Here is an 18533-nt window from a genome sequence, read left to right as displayed (position 1 = left end):
CGATATTCTAAAAAATGAAAAAGCGGCGCTAGCCTTCGGACTAGCGCCGCCTGCATACTATAAAGAAATTACAGGGCTGTCGCTTGCGGATCGCGCAACGCTGCAATACGTTGTTCTATCGGCGGATGGCTGGAAAACAGCGCCATGAAACCCGGCTTGTCGTTGATGCCCAGCGCGGCCATCGACTCTGGCAGGGTCGCCGGCGCAACTCCGCCCAGCCTGGCCAGCGCCCGCTGCATCGGCAAAGCACTGCCCAGCAACCTGGCGGAACCGGCATCGGCGCGGAACTCGCGATGGCGCGAAAACCAGGCGACTATCAGCGATGCGCCTATCCCCAGCACGATCTGCGACACCAGCACAGTCGCCATGTAACCGATGCCAGGGCCGGCATTATTGTCACGCGACAAAGCGCGATCGACAGCATAACCGATGACGCGCGACAGGAACACCACAAAAGTATTCACCACGCCCTGGATCAAGGTCATGGTCACCATGTCGCCGTTGGCGACGTGGGCGATCTCGTGGCCCAGTACCGCTTCGACTTCTTCCTTGGTCATGCTTTCCAGCAGGCCGGTGGAAACCGCGACCAGCGCAGAGTTCTTGAAAGCGCCGGTGGCAAACGCATTCGGATCACCCTGATACACTGCCACCTCTGGCATGCTGATGCCGGCGCGTTGCGCCAGTTTGGCCACGGTATCCACCAGCCACAGCTCGGTCGAATTGGAAGGTGTGGTAATGACGCGGGCGCCGGTCGACCATTTCGCCATCTGCTTGCTGATCAGCAGCGAGAAAATCGAACCGGTGAAACCGACCACCAGAGAAAACACCATCAGCATCGGCAGGTTAAGACCGGCGCGCGTCAGGAAACGGTCCACGCCCAGCAACGACAAAACGACGCTCATCACCAACATCACAGCGATATTGGTAGCGAGGAACAAGAAAATACGTTTCATGTAGAAAACTCCGGAATGGGAAAGAACTTTCTATAAAATAAGGTCGCCGACGCGAATTTCAAGGGCTAAGGAAGCAATTATGCCAGACTGCCGGCCTGTCAAAACAGCACATTTAAATAATATCTTTACAACAAAACCATCGTTTCGCACGATACGCCAAAAAACTCGCATGCTTGAAATCACTCAACCAGCCACGCCGCCATCTTTCATCCGTCAAATCAGCCGGCCGTTTCTGCGCGATCGCTTGCTGCACCTGTTGCTGATCGCCACCGTCATGCTGTCGATTCTTTCGCCACAGCCATTCACGGAATACCGGGCCTGGGTCGACTGGGACACCATCGCGACGCTGGCCGGCATGCTGTTGCTGACCACGGGCATCGAAGTCAGCGGCTATCTGGAACACCTGGGACGAACCATCATCAACCGGTTGCAGCAGGAACGGGGGCTGGCCATCTTCCTGGTGGCGGCATCCGCCCTATTGTCAACCGTGCTGACCAACGACATCGCGCTGTTTATCATGGTGCCGCTGACCGTCGGCCTGGGCAGCATCAGCGGCTTGCCGATCGGCCGGCTGGTCATCTTTGAAGCATTGGCGGTGAATGCCGGCTCATTGCTGACTCCGATCGGCAACCCGCAAAACATCCTGCTGTGGCAGCGCTCGCATCTGTCCTTTGCGGGCTTCACCTGGCAAATGGCGCCACTGGCGCTGGCGATTTTCCTGCTGTTGCTGCTGGCGACCTGGTTCTGCTTCCCCAAACAAACCATACACGTTGAACTGGAAGACAATCCTGCCTCTTATCGGGTCGGCTTGCTGCGGACTTGCGGGCTGCTCTACCTGGCGTTTGTGGCGTCGGTGGAACTGGGTCATCCTGGCTGGGGCTTGCTTGGCGTGGCGGCTGCAGCGTTATTATTCTGCCGGGAAATCATCGCTAAAGTCGACTGGAGCCTGCTCCTGGTGTTTATCCTGATGTTCATCGATATCCGCCTGCTGACGCAGTTGCATCTCATCCAGGACTGGGTGGCGGCGATCCCGCATTTTTCCCGGTTTGAATTGTTTATGACCGCCCTGCTCGGCTCTCAGGTCATCAGCAATGTTCCGGCCACCATCCTGTTGGTGAATTATTCCGATGCCTACAAGGTGATCGCTTACGGCGTCAACGGCGGCGGTTTCGGCCTGGCGATCGGCTCGCTGGCCAATGTCATCGCGCTGCGCATGGCGCCGGAGCGCCATCTGTGGCTGCGCTTCCACCTGTACTCCTGTCCCTTCCTGGTTTTGTCGGCGCTGATTGCGTGGCTGCTGCTGGCTTAAATCCCGGCTTCTAACCCGCAGTGTTCAGCGGAAGAACAAAAGCCTGGTGAGGAAGGTGTAATCGGCTTCGGTCGCCATCAAGCCCACCAGCACCAGCAAGCACATCGGCGGCAGCAAGATCGCGATAACCAGCGCCAGGCGCTCCCAGGCCATGTGCATGAAGAAGGCGACGATCAGCCCGGCCTTCATCAGCATCAAGGCCACGATCAGGGTCCAGCGCAGGTAGCTGTGAAAATTGAAGTAATCGACCAGATAGGAAAGCGTGCTGAGCACGAACAGCAGGCCCCATATCTTGAGATACAGGCTGATCGGATGTTGTTGTCCTGTGGCGGAAGTCATGAGCGCACCTACCAGAGATAGAACAAGGCAAAAATGAAAACCCAGACCAGATCGACAAAGTGCCAGTACAAACCGGCGATTTCGACAATCTGGTAATTCCCGCCGCTCTTGCCAACTGCGTCATAGCGGCCCCGCAGCAGGCGCACAGCCACCGTAATCAGGTAGATAACGCCCGCAGTCACATGCAAACCATGAAAACCGGTGATCATGAAAAAGGTCGAGCCGAATTGCGGCGCGCCCATCGGATTGCCCCAGGGGCGCACGCCTTCCTGCAAAATCAACTTGCTCCATTCGAAGACCTGCATGCTGACAAAACACACGCCGAAACCGGCGGTGGCAATCATCAGGATGGCCGCCTTTACGCGCTCGCGGCGATAAGCGAAATTGACCGCCATCGCCATGGTGCCGCTGCTGCTGATCAGCACGAAGGTCATGATGGCGATCAGCAAGAGCGGCACCTCGGTCGAGCCGATCTTCAGGCCGAACACCAGGCTTGGATTGGGCCATGGAATCGTGCTGGAGATGCGCACCGTCATGTAGCCGATCAGGAAGCAACTGAAGATGAATGTGTCGGACAGCAGGAAAATCCACATCATCGCCTTGCCCCACGATACCTGGAACGCCTGCCGGTCCGAGGACCAGTCCGCCACCAGTTGCCGCCAGCGGCCGGCAACCGGCGCTGTTGCAGGTGATGGCGCAGTTGTCATGCTCATACATCCTCCTTTATGGCAGCGCCATCAACGCGTACCGCAAACCAGCCTTACCAGTTCCGGCGTCAGCCAGCCCAGCGCAGCAAACAACACCACCCAGACCGCCAGCAGGAAATGCCAGTAACGCGCGCATAGTCCGACACGCCAGGCAAGCCGGTGCCGGTCTGGCCGCCACGCAGTATTCGCGGTGAGCCCCCAGGCCAGCAGTCCGCCCGCCACATGGAGGCCGTGCATGGCCGTCAGCAGATAGAAAAAACTGGCGGCCGGATTGCCGCTGGCCGTCACATGCAGACCCATCAGAACTTGCCACCCCCACCATTGCACGCCCAGGAAAGCGAAACCGCAGACTCCCGCGGTGATCAGCAAAGCACGGGTGCGCTTCACTTGCAATGCGCGCGCAGCGACCGCGGCCGCATGCAACAAAACGCTGGACAGCACCAGCATGGAAGTGCTGAGCCAAAGCTGCCATGGCATCGCCAGCGGCGACCAGTCATTGGCGTCCATGCGCATTACATACGCCGCCAGGAACAGCAGGAACAGCGCTGTCGCAACCCCCATGAACAACCACAAGGCGGTGCTGACCGCGCTGCTGCGCTGATTGCCGGCCAGGCCGTATCCCGGCTGCAGGTAGCCGCCTGCCGGCGGTTTCAAAATAGCGGCCTGATTCATGCCAGAGCCTCCTTCGCGATACGCGATTCAGCATCGCCCGCCACCGGCGGTGCATTTTGCGCGATGAAATCTTGTGGCGCGCCCGGCACGCTGTAAGTGTACGCACCGCGATACACCACCGGCAGCTGCAGGCCCCAGTTGCCATGGGTAGGCGGGGTCTCCGGCGTCTGCCACTCCAGCGACGCCGCGCGCCATGGATTCGGCGAGGCCGGCTTGCCGCGAAAGACGCTCCAGATCAGATTGAAGATAAACAAGAGTTGCGCCGTCGCCACCAGCAAGGCGACCACGGTAATGAAGGCGTTCAGCGATTGCGCCGAATCGGGAATGAATTTATAACCCTCGAAGGCAAAGTAGCGGCGCGGCATGCCAAGAATGCCGAGGTAATGCATGGGGAAGAAGATCGCATAGGTGCCGAGGAAAGTGAACCAGAAATGCACTTTCCCCATCGTTTCGTTAAGCATGCGGCCGCTTACCTTCGGATACCAGTGATAAATCCCGCCAAAAATCACCAGCAAGGGCGAGACGCCCATCACCATGTGGAAATGCGCCACCACGAAATAGGTATTGGAAAGCGGGATGTCGACACTAACGTTACCGAGAAACAGTCCGGTCAGGCCGCCGATCAGAAAGGTGCTGATGAAAGCCAGTGCAAACAACATCGGCACCGACAGGTGGATATCGCCATTCCACAGCGTCAGCACCCAGTTGTAGACCTTGATGGCGGTAGGCACCGCAATGATCAGCGTGGTAGTCGCAAAGAAGAAGCCGAAGTACGGATTCATGCCGCTGACGAACATATGGTGCGCCCACACCACCACGCTCAACACCCCGATCGCCAAAATCGCCCACACCATGGTGCGGTAGCCGAAGATGCTTTTGCGCGCATGGACGCTGATCAGGTCCGACACAATACCGAACGCCGGCAAGGCCACGATATACACCTCGGGATGACCGAAAAACCAGAACAAATGCTGAAACAGCAAGGGACTGCCGCCCTTGTAAGCGGTGATCTGCCCCATCGATACCAGCGCCGGCATGAAGAAGCTGGTGCCCAGCGTGCGGTCCAGCAGCATCATGATGCCGCTGACGAACAACGCAGGAAAAGCTAGCAGCGCCAGGATGGTCGCAACGAAAATCCCCCATACGGTGAGCGGCATGCGCAGCAAGGTCATGCCCTCGGTACGCAACTGCAGCACGGTGGTGACGTAATTCAAGCCGCCCATGGTGGCGGCGACGATAAAGATCAGCAAGGACACCAGCATCAGGATGATGCCCCACTCGTAACCCGGCGTGCCCGGCAAGATGGCCTGCGGCGGATACAGGGTCCAGCCGGCGCCGGTGGGCCCGCCCGGCACGAAAAAACTGCTCATCAGCACAATCACCGAGAGCAGGTAAACCCAGAAACTCAGCATGTTCAGGTAAGGAAAAGCCATGTCGCGCGCGCCCACCATCAACGGAATCAGGTAGTTGCCGAAACCGCCGAGGAACAGCGCCGTGAGCAGATAGATCACCATGATCATGCCGTGCATGGTCATGAACTGGTAGTAATGCGGTGCATCGATAAAAGCGAATTTTCCGGGGAACCCCAGTTGCAAACGCATCAGGTTCGACAGCCCTACCCCCACCAGGCCTGCCAGGATGGCAACGCTGGCGTACTGGATCGCAATCACCTTGTGATCCTGGCTCCAGACGTATTTCCGAAAGAAGCCTTGCGGTGCATGGTGTTGGCTGTCGTCGGTGTAGGCCATGGCTTTCCCTGATTAAGGTGATGAAATGCGTTATGGAGCGGATTTCTGTGCCTGCTGCGTCGACGGTGCTGCTGCCGGCGCACCATAGGATTTGATGTAAGCCACCAGCGCCTCCAGTTCTGCATCGCTCATCTCGATTTTCGGCATCATCGGCGCAAAGCCCTTGACCACGCGCGCCTGCGGATTGCGGATAAAATTCTTCAAATAAGCTTCGTCCACCAATGCAGTGGCGCCGTTCTCCATGGTTTCGGTTTTACCGAACAAACCCTTCCAGGTGGGACCGACGCGGGGACTGCCATCCACCGTATGACAGGCAACACAGGCTTTAGACTCAGCCAGCGCCTTGCCTTGCGCCACCAGGGCATCGCCAGCTGCGGCCGCAATGAAGGCGCCAGGCGCAGCAACCGGCGCAGGCGGCGCCATGCTCTGGGCAAACGTCGGCTGCGCTTTCAGCCATTTTTGAAAACTCGCAGCGTCCTCTACCACCACATAACCGCGCATGCCGGCATGGCCGACACCGCACAATTGCGCGCACAAGACTTCGTAGCGGCCGATCTTGTCCGGCGTGAACCAGAATGAAGTCACCATGCCCGGCACCATGTTCATGCGGGCGCGAAACGGCGGCACATAAAAATCGTGCAGCGTATCCAGCGATCGCAACAGCATCCTGACCGGCTGGTTGATTTGCAGATGGAGTTCGTTGTTATTGATCAGCACATTGTCCTGCCCGGCCGGATCGGCAGGATCCAGTCCGAACGGATTGGCGGCGCTGATCAGGTCGACGCTGGAGCGCCCCAGCTTGCCGCTGGCGCCCGGATAGCGAAACCGCCATTGCCATTGCTGGCCGATGACCTCGACATCCAGCGCATTCGCCGGCACCGTGACGTAAGCTGCGTAGACAAACAGGCCCGGCGCCAGCAAGCCCATGATGGCGATGCTGGTGGCGATAATCAGCCAGCGCTCGAGTTTCTTGTTGTCAGGCTGATAGGCTGCACGCCGCCCTTCGCGATGACGAAAGCGCAGCAGTATGTAGACGATGAGCAGATTGATAACGACGAAGAAAATGGCAGTGATGACCAGCGTAATGGTCAGTGTCTCGTCCATTTGCCGCCAGTTCGATGCCAGCGGGGTCGCCCACCACGGGCTGAAAAAGTGGAACAGCAGCGAGGCAACCACCATCAAGACGAGTGCAACAGCCATGGCCATAGCTATCCTCTCCCTGGCAAGCCCCTAGCCTGCCGAAATAATATAGGCACACTGAAATTTACGGTTCGATCGCTTCAAAACGATAACTGCGAACGACAACGGCGCCAAGCGGCGAACCAGCCCGACCGGCATGTTGCGCCCTGCGGACCAGAGCCGTAGCCCTGATACGCCTCAGTCGACAACAGACCGGCCTTCGCCCTTATTGTCCTATCGGCCGTTCCAGCTTCCAATAAATGATTGCCGCCGTCATACCGAAAATCAAATGGGCAACCATCGTCGCCAAGCCGCGCATGTCGGCAAACCATGAGAAGAAGCGGACCATGCCGTAGAAATTGAACAGGTAGACGGCCAGGCCGAACACAGCGCCGGTCAGCAATATCATGCCAACGCTGGAGTCAAAGTGGAAAGGTGCAATGATGGTGGCCAGAATCAGGCCCAAAACAATGCCCAGCACGTAATGGGTAGCAAGGGCCACCGCTACCACGCCGGCACTGAAGGTGCTTGCCTGCATCGTATCCGGTCCGAGTACGATGGCGGCAACCATGCGCGCCGTGATCCAGGGGCTGGTATCCATGAACAGGGTTGACCAGAGCAATTCCAGCACCATCACGACCGCACCGGCGGCAAAACCGGAGACTGCTGCGGCTGGCCAGTCTGGCAAGCGCTTCTCCAAGTGATGCGAATGCATGTGAAGTTCCATGACGACCTCCTGAAAGGCAAAAACCGACAACCACATCATCGTTACAGATATGGCAAGACCGGGAGCAATACACTCTGCTGCAGGCTCTCTTTCAGAGTAGTACAGAATCATAGACATGCAAAGGGAGTAACTATGCTGCGACGCAGCAGGCAACATCGCTGATGCAGGACTTGGCGAAGGAATTGTTGTGGCGGGTGATGGCGGGGTTACAGAATGCCCGCTTACGGAATTACCAGTTGTACCAAACCGGCGTGACGCTGTCAGGCAACGGCGGTAAAGCGCCAAGATCGACCCGCGACTCGGCCGGGCTGTGGAAATCGGAGCCACGCGAGGCCAGGAAACCATAGTTGGCGGCGACCTTGGCGTAATAGGCATATTGGTCTGGCGTGTGGCTGCCGGTCATGACTTCGATTGCGACGCCGCCGAGTTGTTTGAACTCGCTGAAGAAGGCGTCGAATGCCAGGTCGCTCAATTTGTAGCGCCCGGGATGCGCCACCACCGCCACGCCGCCGGCGTCGCGAATCCAGCACACTGCCTGTTCCAGCGAAGCCCAGCGATGCGGCACATAACCGGGATTGCCCTCAGTCAGGAAATGACGGAATACTTCACTGGTATCGGCGCAACGGCCGATTTCCACCAGATAGCGGGCAAAATGGGTGCGCGATATCAGATCGGGATTACCGACATGTTTCAAAGCGCCTTCGAAAGCATCGGGAATGCCCGCCGTCGCCAGCTGCGCCGCCATTTCATGCGCGCGCCGTTCACGGCCGCCGCGGGTTACGCGCAAGCCTTGCACCAGCTCGGGATTGGTTTCATCGATCTGCAAACCGACAATGTGGATGGTCTGGCTGGCCCAGGTAACCGAGATCTCGACCCCGGCCACGTACTGCAAACCAAGTGCCGCCGCAGCTGCCCGCGCTTCGCTGACGCCGTCTACTTCATCATGATCGGTCAGCGCCCAGATATCGACGCCATTCGCCTTGGCGCGCGCAGCCACCGCGGCCGGCGCCAAAGTGCCGTCGGAAACAGTGGAATGGCAATGCAGATCAACGTTCAACATCAATAATCCGTACAGGGAGAGCAACAGTCATGCCATGATTGTACGCTCCTTGAGGCGCTCATGCTGCGAGCGCACATATCCTCGCGCCCAGGATACTAATCTACACACAGGCTTGCCATCCAATCTCCCGCTCAGGGATGCTGCAAGCCGTCATCCTCTACCGGCAACCCCGGCAGCCATTTGTGCTCCCGATACCAGACAATGACTTCACGCAAGGTGTCGTCGACCGGCCTGAATTTCAGGCCTAGTTCGCGTTCGCTCTTGGCGTGGCTGAAGCGAGTCCGGTCGGCTTCTTTGACCATCAGCTGTACCGTGGCAATACTAAGCAAGATCGGCTTTCCGGTGAGGCGTGCATAGATTTCCTGCAAGCCGGCGAGCGCAAATAAAAGCGGCACGGGAAGCATTCGTTGCGGCGTGTCGACCCTGGCAATCCGACCTATCATGGGAATCAATTCGCGCATTGTCATGTGGCGACCGGCTGCGAGGTAACGCTCGCCGCTGCGGCCCCGCTCTGCGGCGGCGATGTGCGCCAGCGCCACATCGCGGGCGTCCACCACGGAAAAACTGCCTGGCACGAGGCCCGGCAATTTCCCCAGAACGGTGTCAAGCGCCACCTGCCCAGAGGAAGTCGGACCGATGTCGCCCGGTCCCCACATCCATCCTGGCAAAATAAAGCAGGCATGCATTTCGGGATGCATTTTAAGGAAGTCCGACACCGCATGATCGGCCAGAATCTTGCTGCGATAATAATCATCGGCATCTGCCGGGTCGCGTAGACTGGTTTCATCGATCGCCTTGCCCGGCACACCGTTCAACACCGCGATGGAAGACGTTTGCACAAAACGCCGGACACCGTGGCGATGCGCTTGCGCAATAAGTGCTGCCGAGCCGTCGACATTGATACGCTTGAGCATTTCCCAGTGGCGGCCGCCCTTGTAATTGTCGCGAAAAAAGGCGGCGGTATGGAACACCACGTCGCAAGCTCTCATAGCGGCAGAGAACGCGCCGACGTCCGCCATATCGCCATGCACCAGCTCAATTCCCGCAAGACTGCCGAACTGGCGAGCGGCCTTTTCCGGCGAGCGCACCAGCGCTTTTACGGCGACCCCGCGGTTCACCAGTTCGCGCACCAGGTTATTGCCAAGCAACCCGGTCGCTCCCGTCACAAAGGCGGTTTGTAGTTTCATGCTTGTTCCCAGTAGGCGATTAGATTTAAGATATCAGTTGATATCCGAAATTATATCAATTGAACTTCAAATTTCAATTGATATTTGAAATTATATTTTACTCACGTGACAACATGACAAAATGACCCGGCAAACCACAACAAAGCGCCTGAACCGCGAACAAAGCCAGGCACAGACGCGCGAGCGCCTGATTCAGGCGGGACGAAAATTATTCGTGCAGAACGGCTTCGGGGCAGCGTCGATTCGAGATATCGCTGAGGAGGCGGGTTACTCGCAGGGAGCTTTCTATTCAAATTTTGCGGATAAAGAAGCGCTCCTGCTTGAACTGCTGCGCACCCACATGGAGGCTGAGGCGACGCAGCTCGCGGCAGTGCTTGCAGCGACCGAGCTTAGCGGCGATGAAGTGTTTGCGGCGCTCGATGCTTGGGGCGCCACACTGCATGCCGACGCCAATTGGGCCATGCTCTCTGTCGAGTTACAGTTGCATGCCAGCCGCAGTCCCGCATTTGCGGCAGCGTATAACGCTGTCTGGGACGCTCACCGCGACGCACTCGGGCGCATTATCGAACGTTTGTTTGGACATCTGGGCCTGACCCCGCCAGCCGCCCCCGGACAACTGGCGGCCGGATTCATGGCCCTGGCCCACGGACTTGGATTACAACGTGCGGCCGTCCATCCCGCCCCTGCCGGCAAGCTGATCATGTTGTTTCTTCGTGGCTTGATTGCCAGCGCAGCAAGTACGGTCAGTTAGTCCGATTGCGCCCGGACTGCACGGACTCGTCTTGCAGGAACTGTTCAATCAAGTCCGCCAGCGCCTGCGGCTGGTCGTGATGCAACATATGCCCGGCATCCGCGACGATCGCGCTCCTGGCTTGCGGCAGCTGGGCGACGCGGCTGTCGATCTGGTCGCGCATCACTTCCTTGCCGCCCATCCATTGCCACATATTGGTATGTTCCGCCTCGACGCATAGCACCGGCGCCGTGGTGGCGCGCCAGCAGGCCAGCATTTCTTCCACTCTCGGCAACACCGGATTGATGATTTTATGCGCGGGATCGGCCAGGATTTCCCAGCGCCCCAAATCATTCTGGCGCGACCAGTTCCCGGCCAGAAATGCAGCGCGCTGATCGCTTAGGCGCGGATTGGTTTTCTGCAAGCGCGCGCCCACCGCGGCCTGGTCCGGGTAACTCTGCAAGGCAGCCGCTTGAGCCAGTTGATCCAGCCATTTGGCATAGCGCGCGGGCGCCAGTTCGGCTGACAGATGTTCGCCGCCGAAGCCTTCCAGGTTGATCAGCGCCTTGATCCGTTGCGGCCGGGTGCCGGCGTACAGCCCAACCGCGTAGCCACCCATGCTGTGTCCGAGCAGATTGACCGGCGCATCGGCTGAATAATGCTGCAAGATGGCATCCAGGTCGGCCAGGTAATCGGGAAACCAATAACTGTCCACCGGCGGCCCTGCCGTCAGGCCAAAGCCGCGCCAGTCCGGTGCGATCACATGCCAGTCGCGCCGCAGGCAATCGACCACGAATTGGAACGAGGCCGATACGTCCATCCAGCCATGCATCATGAAAATTTTCGGGGCGCCGGCGCGGCCCCAATGACGCACGTGATAACGCTGGCCGCGCAACGGCAGGAATTCAGAACGGGATACTTTCATTTGCATGGCGCGCGCACTAAGCTAAAAAATTAGGCAAGAAACTGCTCGAGATTGAAATTGGATTGCAGCTCGGCCCCGGAGAATTTCTCGGTCAGCCAGTGTTCGGCGCGCGTACGGCCGGCGTCGCGCAGGGCGTGGATGAAGGACGCTTTGGTATTCAGTTTGCTGGCGACGCTCAACTGGCTCATCAGCGCATCCGAATCGATCACATGGATGCGTAATTCCTTGAGCCGTTCATGCATTTTGCCGCGCGCCTCGGGATCGGCCTCGGTTTCGCGTTTGGCCAAGGCAAGCCCGCCCAGCTCGGTAAAAAAGGTCGAGCTGAAACTGATTTCACTCAAGCGCTGGCCGATCTCGTCGGTGCCGGTGGGTGTCAGCGGACGGCGGAAGGGATGCAGCAGCACCGCCAATATATCGGGCGAGCTGCACAGGTGCAGCAAGGGGAAGATCGGCGGATTTGCGGTCAGGCCGCCATCCCAATAAGCCTCGCCGTCGATCTCGACCGCATGGTGCATCGATGGCAGGCAAGCCGATGCCAGCAAAGCGTCTTGCGTCAGATCGCTATTGCGAAATATGCGCAAGCGGCCGGTGCTGACCTGGGTTGCGGCGATGAACAGCTTGACCTTGCCTTCTGCGCGCAAGCGTTCGAAATCAATCTGCTTGCTGAGGATATCGCGCAAGGGGTTCAGGTCAAACGGGTTGAGTTGATACGGCGAGAACATCCTGGTCACGGAAAACATGTGTTTCAGCAGCGCCGACGAGGTCGCCTGCGCGGCGATCCCGGCCTCGCTCAATGCATCCGGCCGCATGAAACTGTAGAGATCCCTGGTGCTGACGCTATCCCAGAAATCCGCCAGCGCCTGCCGCGCACCGTCACGGCCGCCGATCGCCAGGCCGTAACTCATCGCTACCGCATTCATGGCGCCGGCGCTGGCGCCGCTGATGCCCTCGACCTCAATCCTGGGATCTTCCAGCAGGCGATCCAGGGCGCCCCAGGTAAACGCGCCGTGCGAGCCGCCGCCCTGCAATGCCAAAGTCACTATCTTGTTTTGCATGAAAATAAGTCCTGAAGATTGCCGCCGGTTGAAATCGCTCCTGCCTCAACATTATTTGATGCTGATGACAAGACGCGACCATACGCTCCTTTTCCCCTAATTTACCAATCTTTAGCTCGTCGCGTTCGCAAAACATGGATTACATGGGTAATCGATTGACATCTTTTGACAGGTTTTGGGACTGAATGAGAACCGATTAACGAAGCACCTACTGCGCACGCATTTTTTGTTGCCAAAAAAATTACATATACCATCAAATAATGTTGCCACCACACCAGCAATTACCATCTTGAACCGGTCAACAAGGGAAACAATAGGAAATATGACAAGCTGTCGCCAATCCGGTTCTTTTTACAATTTCCGGCTATCCCGACTACTAATTGACGACGGATTTCGTTCAGTTTGATTTATAATTGCCCACCAATTAAATCTAAATAAGAATCGATTACAAAATCGCCCTCATTTACAATGCAATACATGGCAGCCAGCAAAACGGGTTCATACGCCGCAGTAGCCAGCCAAAAATTCTGCTTCCTCATCGAAGCCAAACTTTTTGACGACTACACCAATGAACCGCCTTAACCCGATTGCCGCTGCCTTGATTGCAGCGTTCGCCGCTCCCCTGCCCTTGTACGCACAACAAGCCCCAAGCCTGACAACAGACGCCGCACCAGCAATGCTGCAGGAAGTAAAGGTAGAAGGCAGCCGCGGCGACTTCAATGCCAACGGCACCTCCCTCACCAAATTGCCAGCCGATCTGCATGACGTGCCGCAATCGGTCGTGGTGGTGAACAAGGCGCTGATGCAATCGCAAGGCGCGAGCTCGCTGGCGGATGCCCTGCGCAACGTTGCCGGCATTACCTTGGGTGGCGCAGAAGGCGGCCAAATCGGCAACAACATTAATTTGAATGGCTTCTCCGCACGCACCGACATCTATCTGGACGGCTTCCGCGATCGCGGCCAGTACTATCGCGACACCTTCGCCATCGATGAAATCGAAGTGCTGATGGGCCCGTCATCGATGCTGTTCGGCCGCGGCTCCACCGGCGGCGTGATCAACCAGGTGACGAAAAAAGCCAATCTGCATGCATCGACTGAAGTCTCGGCATCGGCCACCACCAACGGCCTGATCCGCACCACCGCCGACTACAATCGTCCGCTGTCGGATACCTCTGCACTGCGCCTGTCGGCTATGGCGCAAAACGGCAAGGCAACTACGCGCGACCAGACCGACCTCCAGGATTTCGGCCTGGCCGGCTCCTATGTATTCGGCATCGGCACCCCGACTGAAATCACCTTGTCGGCCCTGGTGCAGCACAATCACGACATGCCGGATTACGGCCTGCCGCCGCTCAATGGCCATCCAGCTACGGTCGACCGCAATACCGCCTACGGCCTCAACAGCGACCACACTAACCAGGATGTCGCAGCGCTGAACGCCACCATCAGGCACAAGATCACGCCGGACGTCGTGTTGCGCAACCAGACGCAATTCAACTATGTCCGCACCAGCGCGGTAGAGACTGCGCCTAACACTATCGGCACGGTTTCAGCCGCCGGCTTTAAGCCGTTGGCGCCGGCGGCTGTCAGCGCGCTGCCCTTGAGCAGCTTGTATGTGCGCGGCCAAAGCCATGACCGCGACATCCGCGACTATTCGATTTTCAACCAGACCGAACTGTCTGCCAATCTCAGCACCGGCGGCATCAGGCATGCGCTGCTGGCGGGCCTGGAACTCGGTCATGACGGCTACGACAACCAAGGCTACTACCGCAACGGCAGTTGCAACGGCGTGGCATTGAACGCAGCCTCGACGACAGCCGGTTATAACGACTGCGTACCGCTGGTAAATCCGGGCTACAGTGCGGCTGGCAGCAATGTCGCCAGCCCGGCCGGCAACCGCGCCGGCGGCTCCGCCAACACGATTGCCGCCTACATCAACGACACCATGACGCTGACGCCTGAATTCAAACTGGTCGGCGGCCTGCGCTACGACAGGTACATCGCCAGCATCACCAATTCGCTGAATTCGACCAATGCGCCTGCGGCCGCCAAGAACACCGCCCTCGCCTCTGCCCAGCAGACGGTCAACTTCACCAGCGTGCGCCTGGGCGGCATCTGGCAGCCAAGCGCCGAGCAGTCCTACTACCTGTCCTACGGCACCTCGTTCAACCCGTCGCTGGAACAGTTGACCGGCACCACCGGCCAGCAAAACCTCGATCCGGAAAAGAACCGTTCTTACGAACTGGGCGGAAAATGGGATCTGCTCAACGGCAAGCTGTCGCTCAACTCGGCCATCTTCCAGATCAAGAAAGAGAACGCACGCAGCCAGATCAGCACCGGCGTGTACGAACTGGACGGCACGGTCAGAGTCAATGGCGCACGCGCCGGCGCCACCGGGCATATCACCAAGGATTGGCAAGTCGCGCTCGGCTATACCTACCTGGACGCCAAGGTGATCCAGTCTTCCGGACTCGACGGCACGCTGGGCAAGATCCCTGTCAACACGCCGAAGAATACCCTGACGGCCTGGTCCACCTACAAGGTCGCACCGCACTGGGAAGTCGGCGGCGGCGCCACTTACATGTCGGAACGCTACGCCAACCCTGGCAACACCGTGCAAGTCGGCGGCTATACACGCTGGGATGCGACACTGGCTTACACCCAGCCGAAATACGATATACGCTTGAATCTGCTCAACCTGAGCAACAAGATGTATTACGATGCGCTGATCCAGTCCGACGGCGGACGTGCGGTGCCAGGCAATGGCCGCACCGCCATGCTGTCGCTCAACTATCGTATGTAATCGGGGACGCCTAGTCTTGAAGAGCCGTTCATGCTGATTGCCATTCCCAAAGTACTCAACCCGCCGCAGCTCGACGCTGTGCGTGACTTGTTAGACCAGGCCGCAGCGGCATGGGTCGACGGCCGTGTCACGGCCGGCTACCAGGGGGCGGCGCTCAAGTTCAATCAGCAGATCGATGAACGCTCCGCAGTGGCGTTGCAATGCCAGCAGATCATCCTGGAGGTATTGGAGCGCCACCCGCGCTTTATCAGCGCAGCGCTGCCGAATACGGTCTACCCGCCGATGTTCAACCGCTACGGCGAAGGCATGGCCTTCGGCGCCCATGTCGACGGCAGCGTGCGGATCCATCCGCGTGACGGCCGCAAGCTGCGCACCGACATCTCCGCCACCCTGTTCTTGTCGGACCCGGCCTCCTACGACGGCGGCGAGCTGCAAATTGAAGACAGCTATGGCATGCACTCGGTAAAACTGGCTGCCGGCGATATGGTGATTTATCCGGCCACCAGCCTGCATCAGGTGACGCCGATCACGCGCGGCGTACGCACCGCCTGTTTTTTCTGGGTGCAAAGCCTGGTGCGCGACGATGCGCAACGCAGCATGCTGTTCGACATGGATAACGCTATCCAGAAACTGAATCAGACCGACGCCGACGAACAGGCGCGACGCACCTTGATCGGCTGTTATCACAACCTGATGCGGCAATGGAGCGAGACCTGAGGGGCAGCTGCAGGTCACCTGGCACCGCGGCAAGCCTCAATCCGCTGCAGTGTTACACTGGTTGGCCAGCCTCACGATTCGCTTGTGCGAACTGCTGATGGCGGCATCGTTGAAACATCATTCCCGGCGGCATTTCCGGCAGCGCTCCCGGACTCTTGACGATTTGCAGTTAACGCACCTTTTCCAGCAAAGAGTGGTCGCGATGTTTTCGGAGTCCCCAGTTTCCCCCGAGTACCTCAGCGAGGCGCTGCAGCTGCATTTGGCCGATGATTTGGTCGAGCATGGCTGGTCACAGCAAAACATCTTCTTGCCGGCGCAACTGACACTGGAACTGGCCGCCGAATGTCATTTGCTGGCAGCCGGCGGCGCCCTGCATGCAGCCAGGGTGGGCCGCGGCACGGCGCAAACGATACGGACCGATATCCGCGGCGACCAGATTCTTTGGCTGAAAGCCGGACAATCGGCGGCATGCGACCGCTATCTGCACATCATGGAGAACTTGCGCATAGCGCTCAACCGCACGCTTTACCTGGGGCTGGCGGAGTATGAAAGCCATTTTGCGCTTTACGCGCCGGGCGCCTCTTACCAGCCCCATCTGGACCGCTTCCGCGACGACGACTGCCGCACGGTGTCGGTCGTCATCTACCTCAATCACGGCTGGCTGCCGGAACAAGGCGGCGCCTTGCGTTTGCATCCGCAGGGCGAGCGCACGCAGGATATTGCGCCGCTAGGCAGCCGTCTGGTGCTGTTCCTGTCGGCTGACATGCTGCACGAAGTACTCCCGGCGACGCGTGAGCGCCTGTCCCTTGCAGGTTGGTTCAGACGGCGGCCCACCTTAGGCAACTAGTTGCGAATTGAGAAACCTCGATTCATCCTGGGCCATGCGCTGCGCCCGGTATGTCCATGTAGCGCACGGTGACCTATACTGTTTGTATGACTTGCCGCTTGCTGCCCGATCTATCCGCTTGCCGGGCAAGCAGCGCACGCTCATCCTCGATAAGGAAGGAGGCAGAAAATGCCCTGGAATTTCGCCTGGTTCGGCCTAGCCGCATGCATTTTCGTATTGATCATCCTGCTGAATGCGGCAGTCTACATTTTTCGGGAATATGAACGTTGCGTAATCTTCACTCTGGGACGGTTTTCCGGCGTCAGAGGGCCGGGGCTGGTGCTCCTGATTCCTGCCATTCAACAGCTGGTCAGGGTGGATTTGCGGACCGTCGTGCTGGAAGTCCCGACGCAAGACGTGATCTCGCGCGACAATGTCTCGGTGCGGGTGAATGCGGTGGTGTATTTCCGTGTCGTCGACCCCAAGAAAGCCATCGTCGAAGTAGCCAATTTTTTCAACGCAACCAGTCAGTTGTCGCAAACCATGTTGCGCTCGGTGCTGGGCAAGCATCAGCTGGACGACATGCTGGCCGAGCGTGAAAAGCTGAACCTCGCCATCCAGCTGGCGCTCGATGCGCAAACCGACTCCTGGGGCATCAAGGTTTCCAACGTCGAAATCAAGCAAGTAGACCTGACTGAATCGATGATACGCGCCATCGCAAGGCAAGCTGAAGCGGAACGCGAACGGCGCGCCAAGGTGATCCACGCCGAGGGCGAGTTGCAGGCATCCGAAAAACTCTACCAGGCAGCCCACGTTCTGGCGCAAGAACCGCAAGCAATCCTGCTGCGCTACCTGGAAACGCTGACAGTGATCGGCGCCGACAAAAACACCACGGTCGTATTTCCGCTGCCGATGGACCTGCTGTCTGCAATCCTGGGAGATAAAAGAAAGGCGCCGTAATGGGCATCTGGACAGCGCGATATCGGCTACGTTAGCCACGCAATAGCGGGGCTGACTTCAGCAGTGCCGCGACGCATTTTTGGCGTTGCCATATAATTGGCTTTCCAAAAATCCTCGTCTCCCGGCGCGCCAAGAATGCACCCAATTACGATCGACGCCCTCGCCGCTTTCCCGCTGCAGCTGGAAGCGCACTTTGCCGCCATTCCTAGCGAATTTCGACACTGGACGCCAGCTTCCTGGGAAGGCGTGCCGAGTGAACCGTTCACCGCCATCGAACAGATTTGCCACGTACGCGATATCGAGATCGACGGCTATCAACTGCGCTTCCGACGAACGCTAGCTGAAGTCAATCCGCTGCTGGTTTCGATCGATAGCGACGCCCTTGCCGGCGAGCGCGCTTACGCCGCCGCCGATCCTGGCGCGGTCTTCGCGGCATTTCGCGCAGCGCGGGCCGAGACAGTTGAACTGCTGTCGAGCCTGCATCAAGAGCAGTTCAAGCGCTGCGCCGAATTTGAAGGTTATGGCCCCGTAACGCTACGCGGCCTGGTGCACTATCTGTGCAGCCATGACCAGCAGCACCTGGCAGGCTTGCAGTGGCTGCTTGGAAAAATAGAGGCTGCTCGCCTGTAATACCCT

General features: G+C 58.5%; 18 protein-coding genes. 7 read left to right on the top strand and 11 right to left on the bottom strand.

Going from position 1 to position 18533, the window contains the following annotated elements; translation table 11 throughout:
- Positions 1-68: 68 nt before the first annotated feature.
- Positions 69-953, bottom strand: a complete 885-nt coding sequence (gene htpX / locus BLV81_RS15145) for a protease HtpX (protein ID WP_092357691.1) — start codon at positions 951-953, stop codon at positions 69-71.
- Between the two features lie 169 nt (positions 954-1122).
- Here htpX and BLV81_RS15140 point away from each other — a divergent pair, with 169 nt between their 5' ends.
- Positions 1123-2262, top strand: coding sequence for an SLC13 family permease (locus BLV81_RS15140; protein WP_092357689.1), 1140 nt, complete (start codon positions 1123-1125; stop codon positions 2260-2262).
- A 24-nt stretch (positions 2263-2286) separates the two neighbouring features.
- On the opposite strand, the gene BLV81_RS15135 is transcribed toward BLV81_RS15140, so the two are convergent.
- The 8 genes from BLV81_RS15135 to BLV81_RS15100 form a co-directional block, all read right to left on the bottom strand.
- Entirely contained in the window at positions 2287-2601 is a 315-nt protein-coding gene (locus BLV81_RS15135) for a cytochrome C oxidase subunit IV family protein (RefSeq protein ID WP_092357687.1), read from the bottom strand.
- Between the two features lie 8 nt (positions 2602-2609).
- On the bottom strand, positions 2610-3314 hold the full coding sequence (locus BLV81_RS15130) for a heme-copper oxidase subunit III family protein (protein WP_092357685.1): 705 nt from the start codon (positions 3312-3314) through the stop codon (positions 2610-2612).
- Between the two features lie 24 nt (positions 3315-3338).
- Positions 3339-3980 carry a cytochrome c oxidase subunit 3 family protein gene (locus BLV81_RS15125; RefSeq protein WP_092357683.1) on the bottom strand — a complete coding sequence of 214 codons (642 nt, stop codon included), beginning with the start codon at positions 3978-3980 and terminating at the stop codon, positions 3339-3341.
- On the bottom strand, positions 3977-5728 hold the full coding sequence (locus tag BLV81_RS15120; RefSeq protein WP_092357681.1) for a cytochrome c oxidase subunit I: 1752 nt from the start codon (positions 5726-5728) through the stop codon (positions 3977-3979). Before BLV81_RS15120 ends, BLV81_RS15125 begins: the two co-directional genes overlap by 4 nt.
- A gap of 30 nt (positions 5729-5758) precedes the next feature.
- Positions 5759-6934 carry a cytochrome c oxidase subunit II gene (locus BLV81_RS15115; protein ID WP_092357679.1) on the bottom strand — a complete coding sequence of 392 codons (1176 nt, stop codon included), beginning with the start codon at positions 6932-6934 and terminating at the stop codon, positions 5759-5761.
- Positions 6935-7133: 199 nt separating this feature from the next.
- Entirely contained in the window at positions 7134-7634 is a 501-nt protein-coding gene (locus BLV81_RS15110; RefSeq protein ID WP_092357736.1) for a hypothetical protein, read from the bottom strand.
- Positions 7635-7863: 229 nt separating this feature from the next.
- Positions 7864-8694, bottom strand: coding sequence for a 3',5'-nucleoside bisphosphate phosphatase (locus tag BLV81_RS15105; RefSeq protein ID WP_092357677.1), 831 nt, complete (start codon positions 8692-8694; stop codon positions 7864-7866).
- Between the two features lie 131 nt (positions 8695-8825).
- Positions 8826-9881: an SDR family oxidoreductase gene (locus tag BLV81_RS15100; RefSeq protein WP_092357675.1), complete on the bottom strand. Its 1056-nt coding sequence runs from the start codon at positions 9879-9881 to the stop codon at positions 8826-8828.
- A 121-nt stretch (positions 9882-10002) separates the two neighbouring features.
- Between BLV81_RS15100 and BLV81_RS15095 the strand changes: the two genes are divergently transcribed.
- The gene (locus BLV81_RS15095; RefSeq protein ID WP_092357673.1) at positions 10003-10632 is read left to right on the top strand and encodes a TetR/AcrR family transcriptional regulator; all 630 of its coding nucleotides are present in this window, start codon (positions 10003-10005) and stop codon (positions 10630-10632) included.
- Here the strand turns inward: BLV81_RS15095 and BLV81_RS15090 are convergent.
- Together BLV81_RS15090 and BLV81_RS15085 are read right to left on the bottom strand one after the other, a co-directional pair.
- Positions 10625-11536 carry an alpha/beta fold hydrolase gene (locus BLV81_RS15090; protein ID WP_092357734.1) on the bottom strand — a complete coding sequence of 304 codons (912 nt, stop codon included), beginning with the start codon at positions 11534-11536 and terminating at the stop codon, positions 10625-10627. The two genes, BLV81_RS15095 and BLV81_RS15090, sit on opposite strands and share 8 nt — an antisense overlap.
- Positions 11537-11565: 29 nt before the next feature.
- Complete coding sequence (locus tag BLV81_RS15085; RefSeq protein ID WP_092357671.1) at positions 11566-12591, bottom strand: patatin-like phospholipase family protein; 1026 nt, start codon at positions 12589-12591, stop codon at positions 11566-11568.
- A 568-nt stretch (positions 12592-13159) separates the two neighbouring features.
- Between BLV81_RS15085 and BLV81_RS15080 the strand changes: the two genes are divergently transcribed.
- The 5 genes from BLV81_RS15080 (at position 13160) to BLV81_RS15060 (ending at position 18527) form a co-directional block, all read left to right on the top strand.
- Complete coding sequence (locus BLV81_RS15080) at positions 13160-15394, top strand: TonB-dependent receptor (protein ID WP_092357669.1); 2235 nt, start codon at positions 13160-13162, stop codon at positions 15392-15394.
- 30 nt (positions 15395-15424) lie between these two features.
- A complete protein-coding gene (locus tag BLV81_RS15075) occupies positions 15425-16111 on the top strand; it encodes a Fe2+-dependent dioxygenase (protein ID WP_092357667.1) in 687 nt (228 codons plus the stop codon).
- A gap of 259 nt (positions 16112-16370) precedes the next feature.
- Positions 16371-16958: a 2OG-Fe(II) oxygenase gene (locus tag BLV81_RS15070; RefSeq protein ID WP_255365239.1), complete on the top strand. Its 588-nt coding sequence runs from the start codon at positions 16371-16373 to the stop codon at positions 16956-16958.
- Between the two features lie 168 nt (positions 16959-17126).
- A complete protein-coding gene (locus BLV81_RS15065; protein WP_092357663.1) occupies positions 17127-17897 on the top strand; it encodes a slipin family protein in 771 nt (256 codons plus the stop codon).
- A gap of 135 nt (positions 17898-18032) precedes the next feature.
- Complete coding sequence (locus BLV81_RS15060; protein WP_092357661.1) at positions 18033-18527, top strand: DinB family protein; 495 nt, start codon at positions 18033-18035, stop codon at positions 18525-18527.
- Positions 18528-18533: the final 6 nt, after the last annotated feature.

Source organism: Collimonas sp. OK242 (assembly GCF_900107095.1).
In the GTDB taxonomy this organism is placed as follows: Bacteria; Pseudomonadota; Gammaproteobacteria; order Burkholderiales; family Burkholderiaceae_D; genus Collimonas.
Note: the sequence above shows the minus strand (reverse complement) of the source record. Positions and strands in the feature narration are given on the sequence as shown.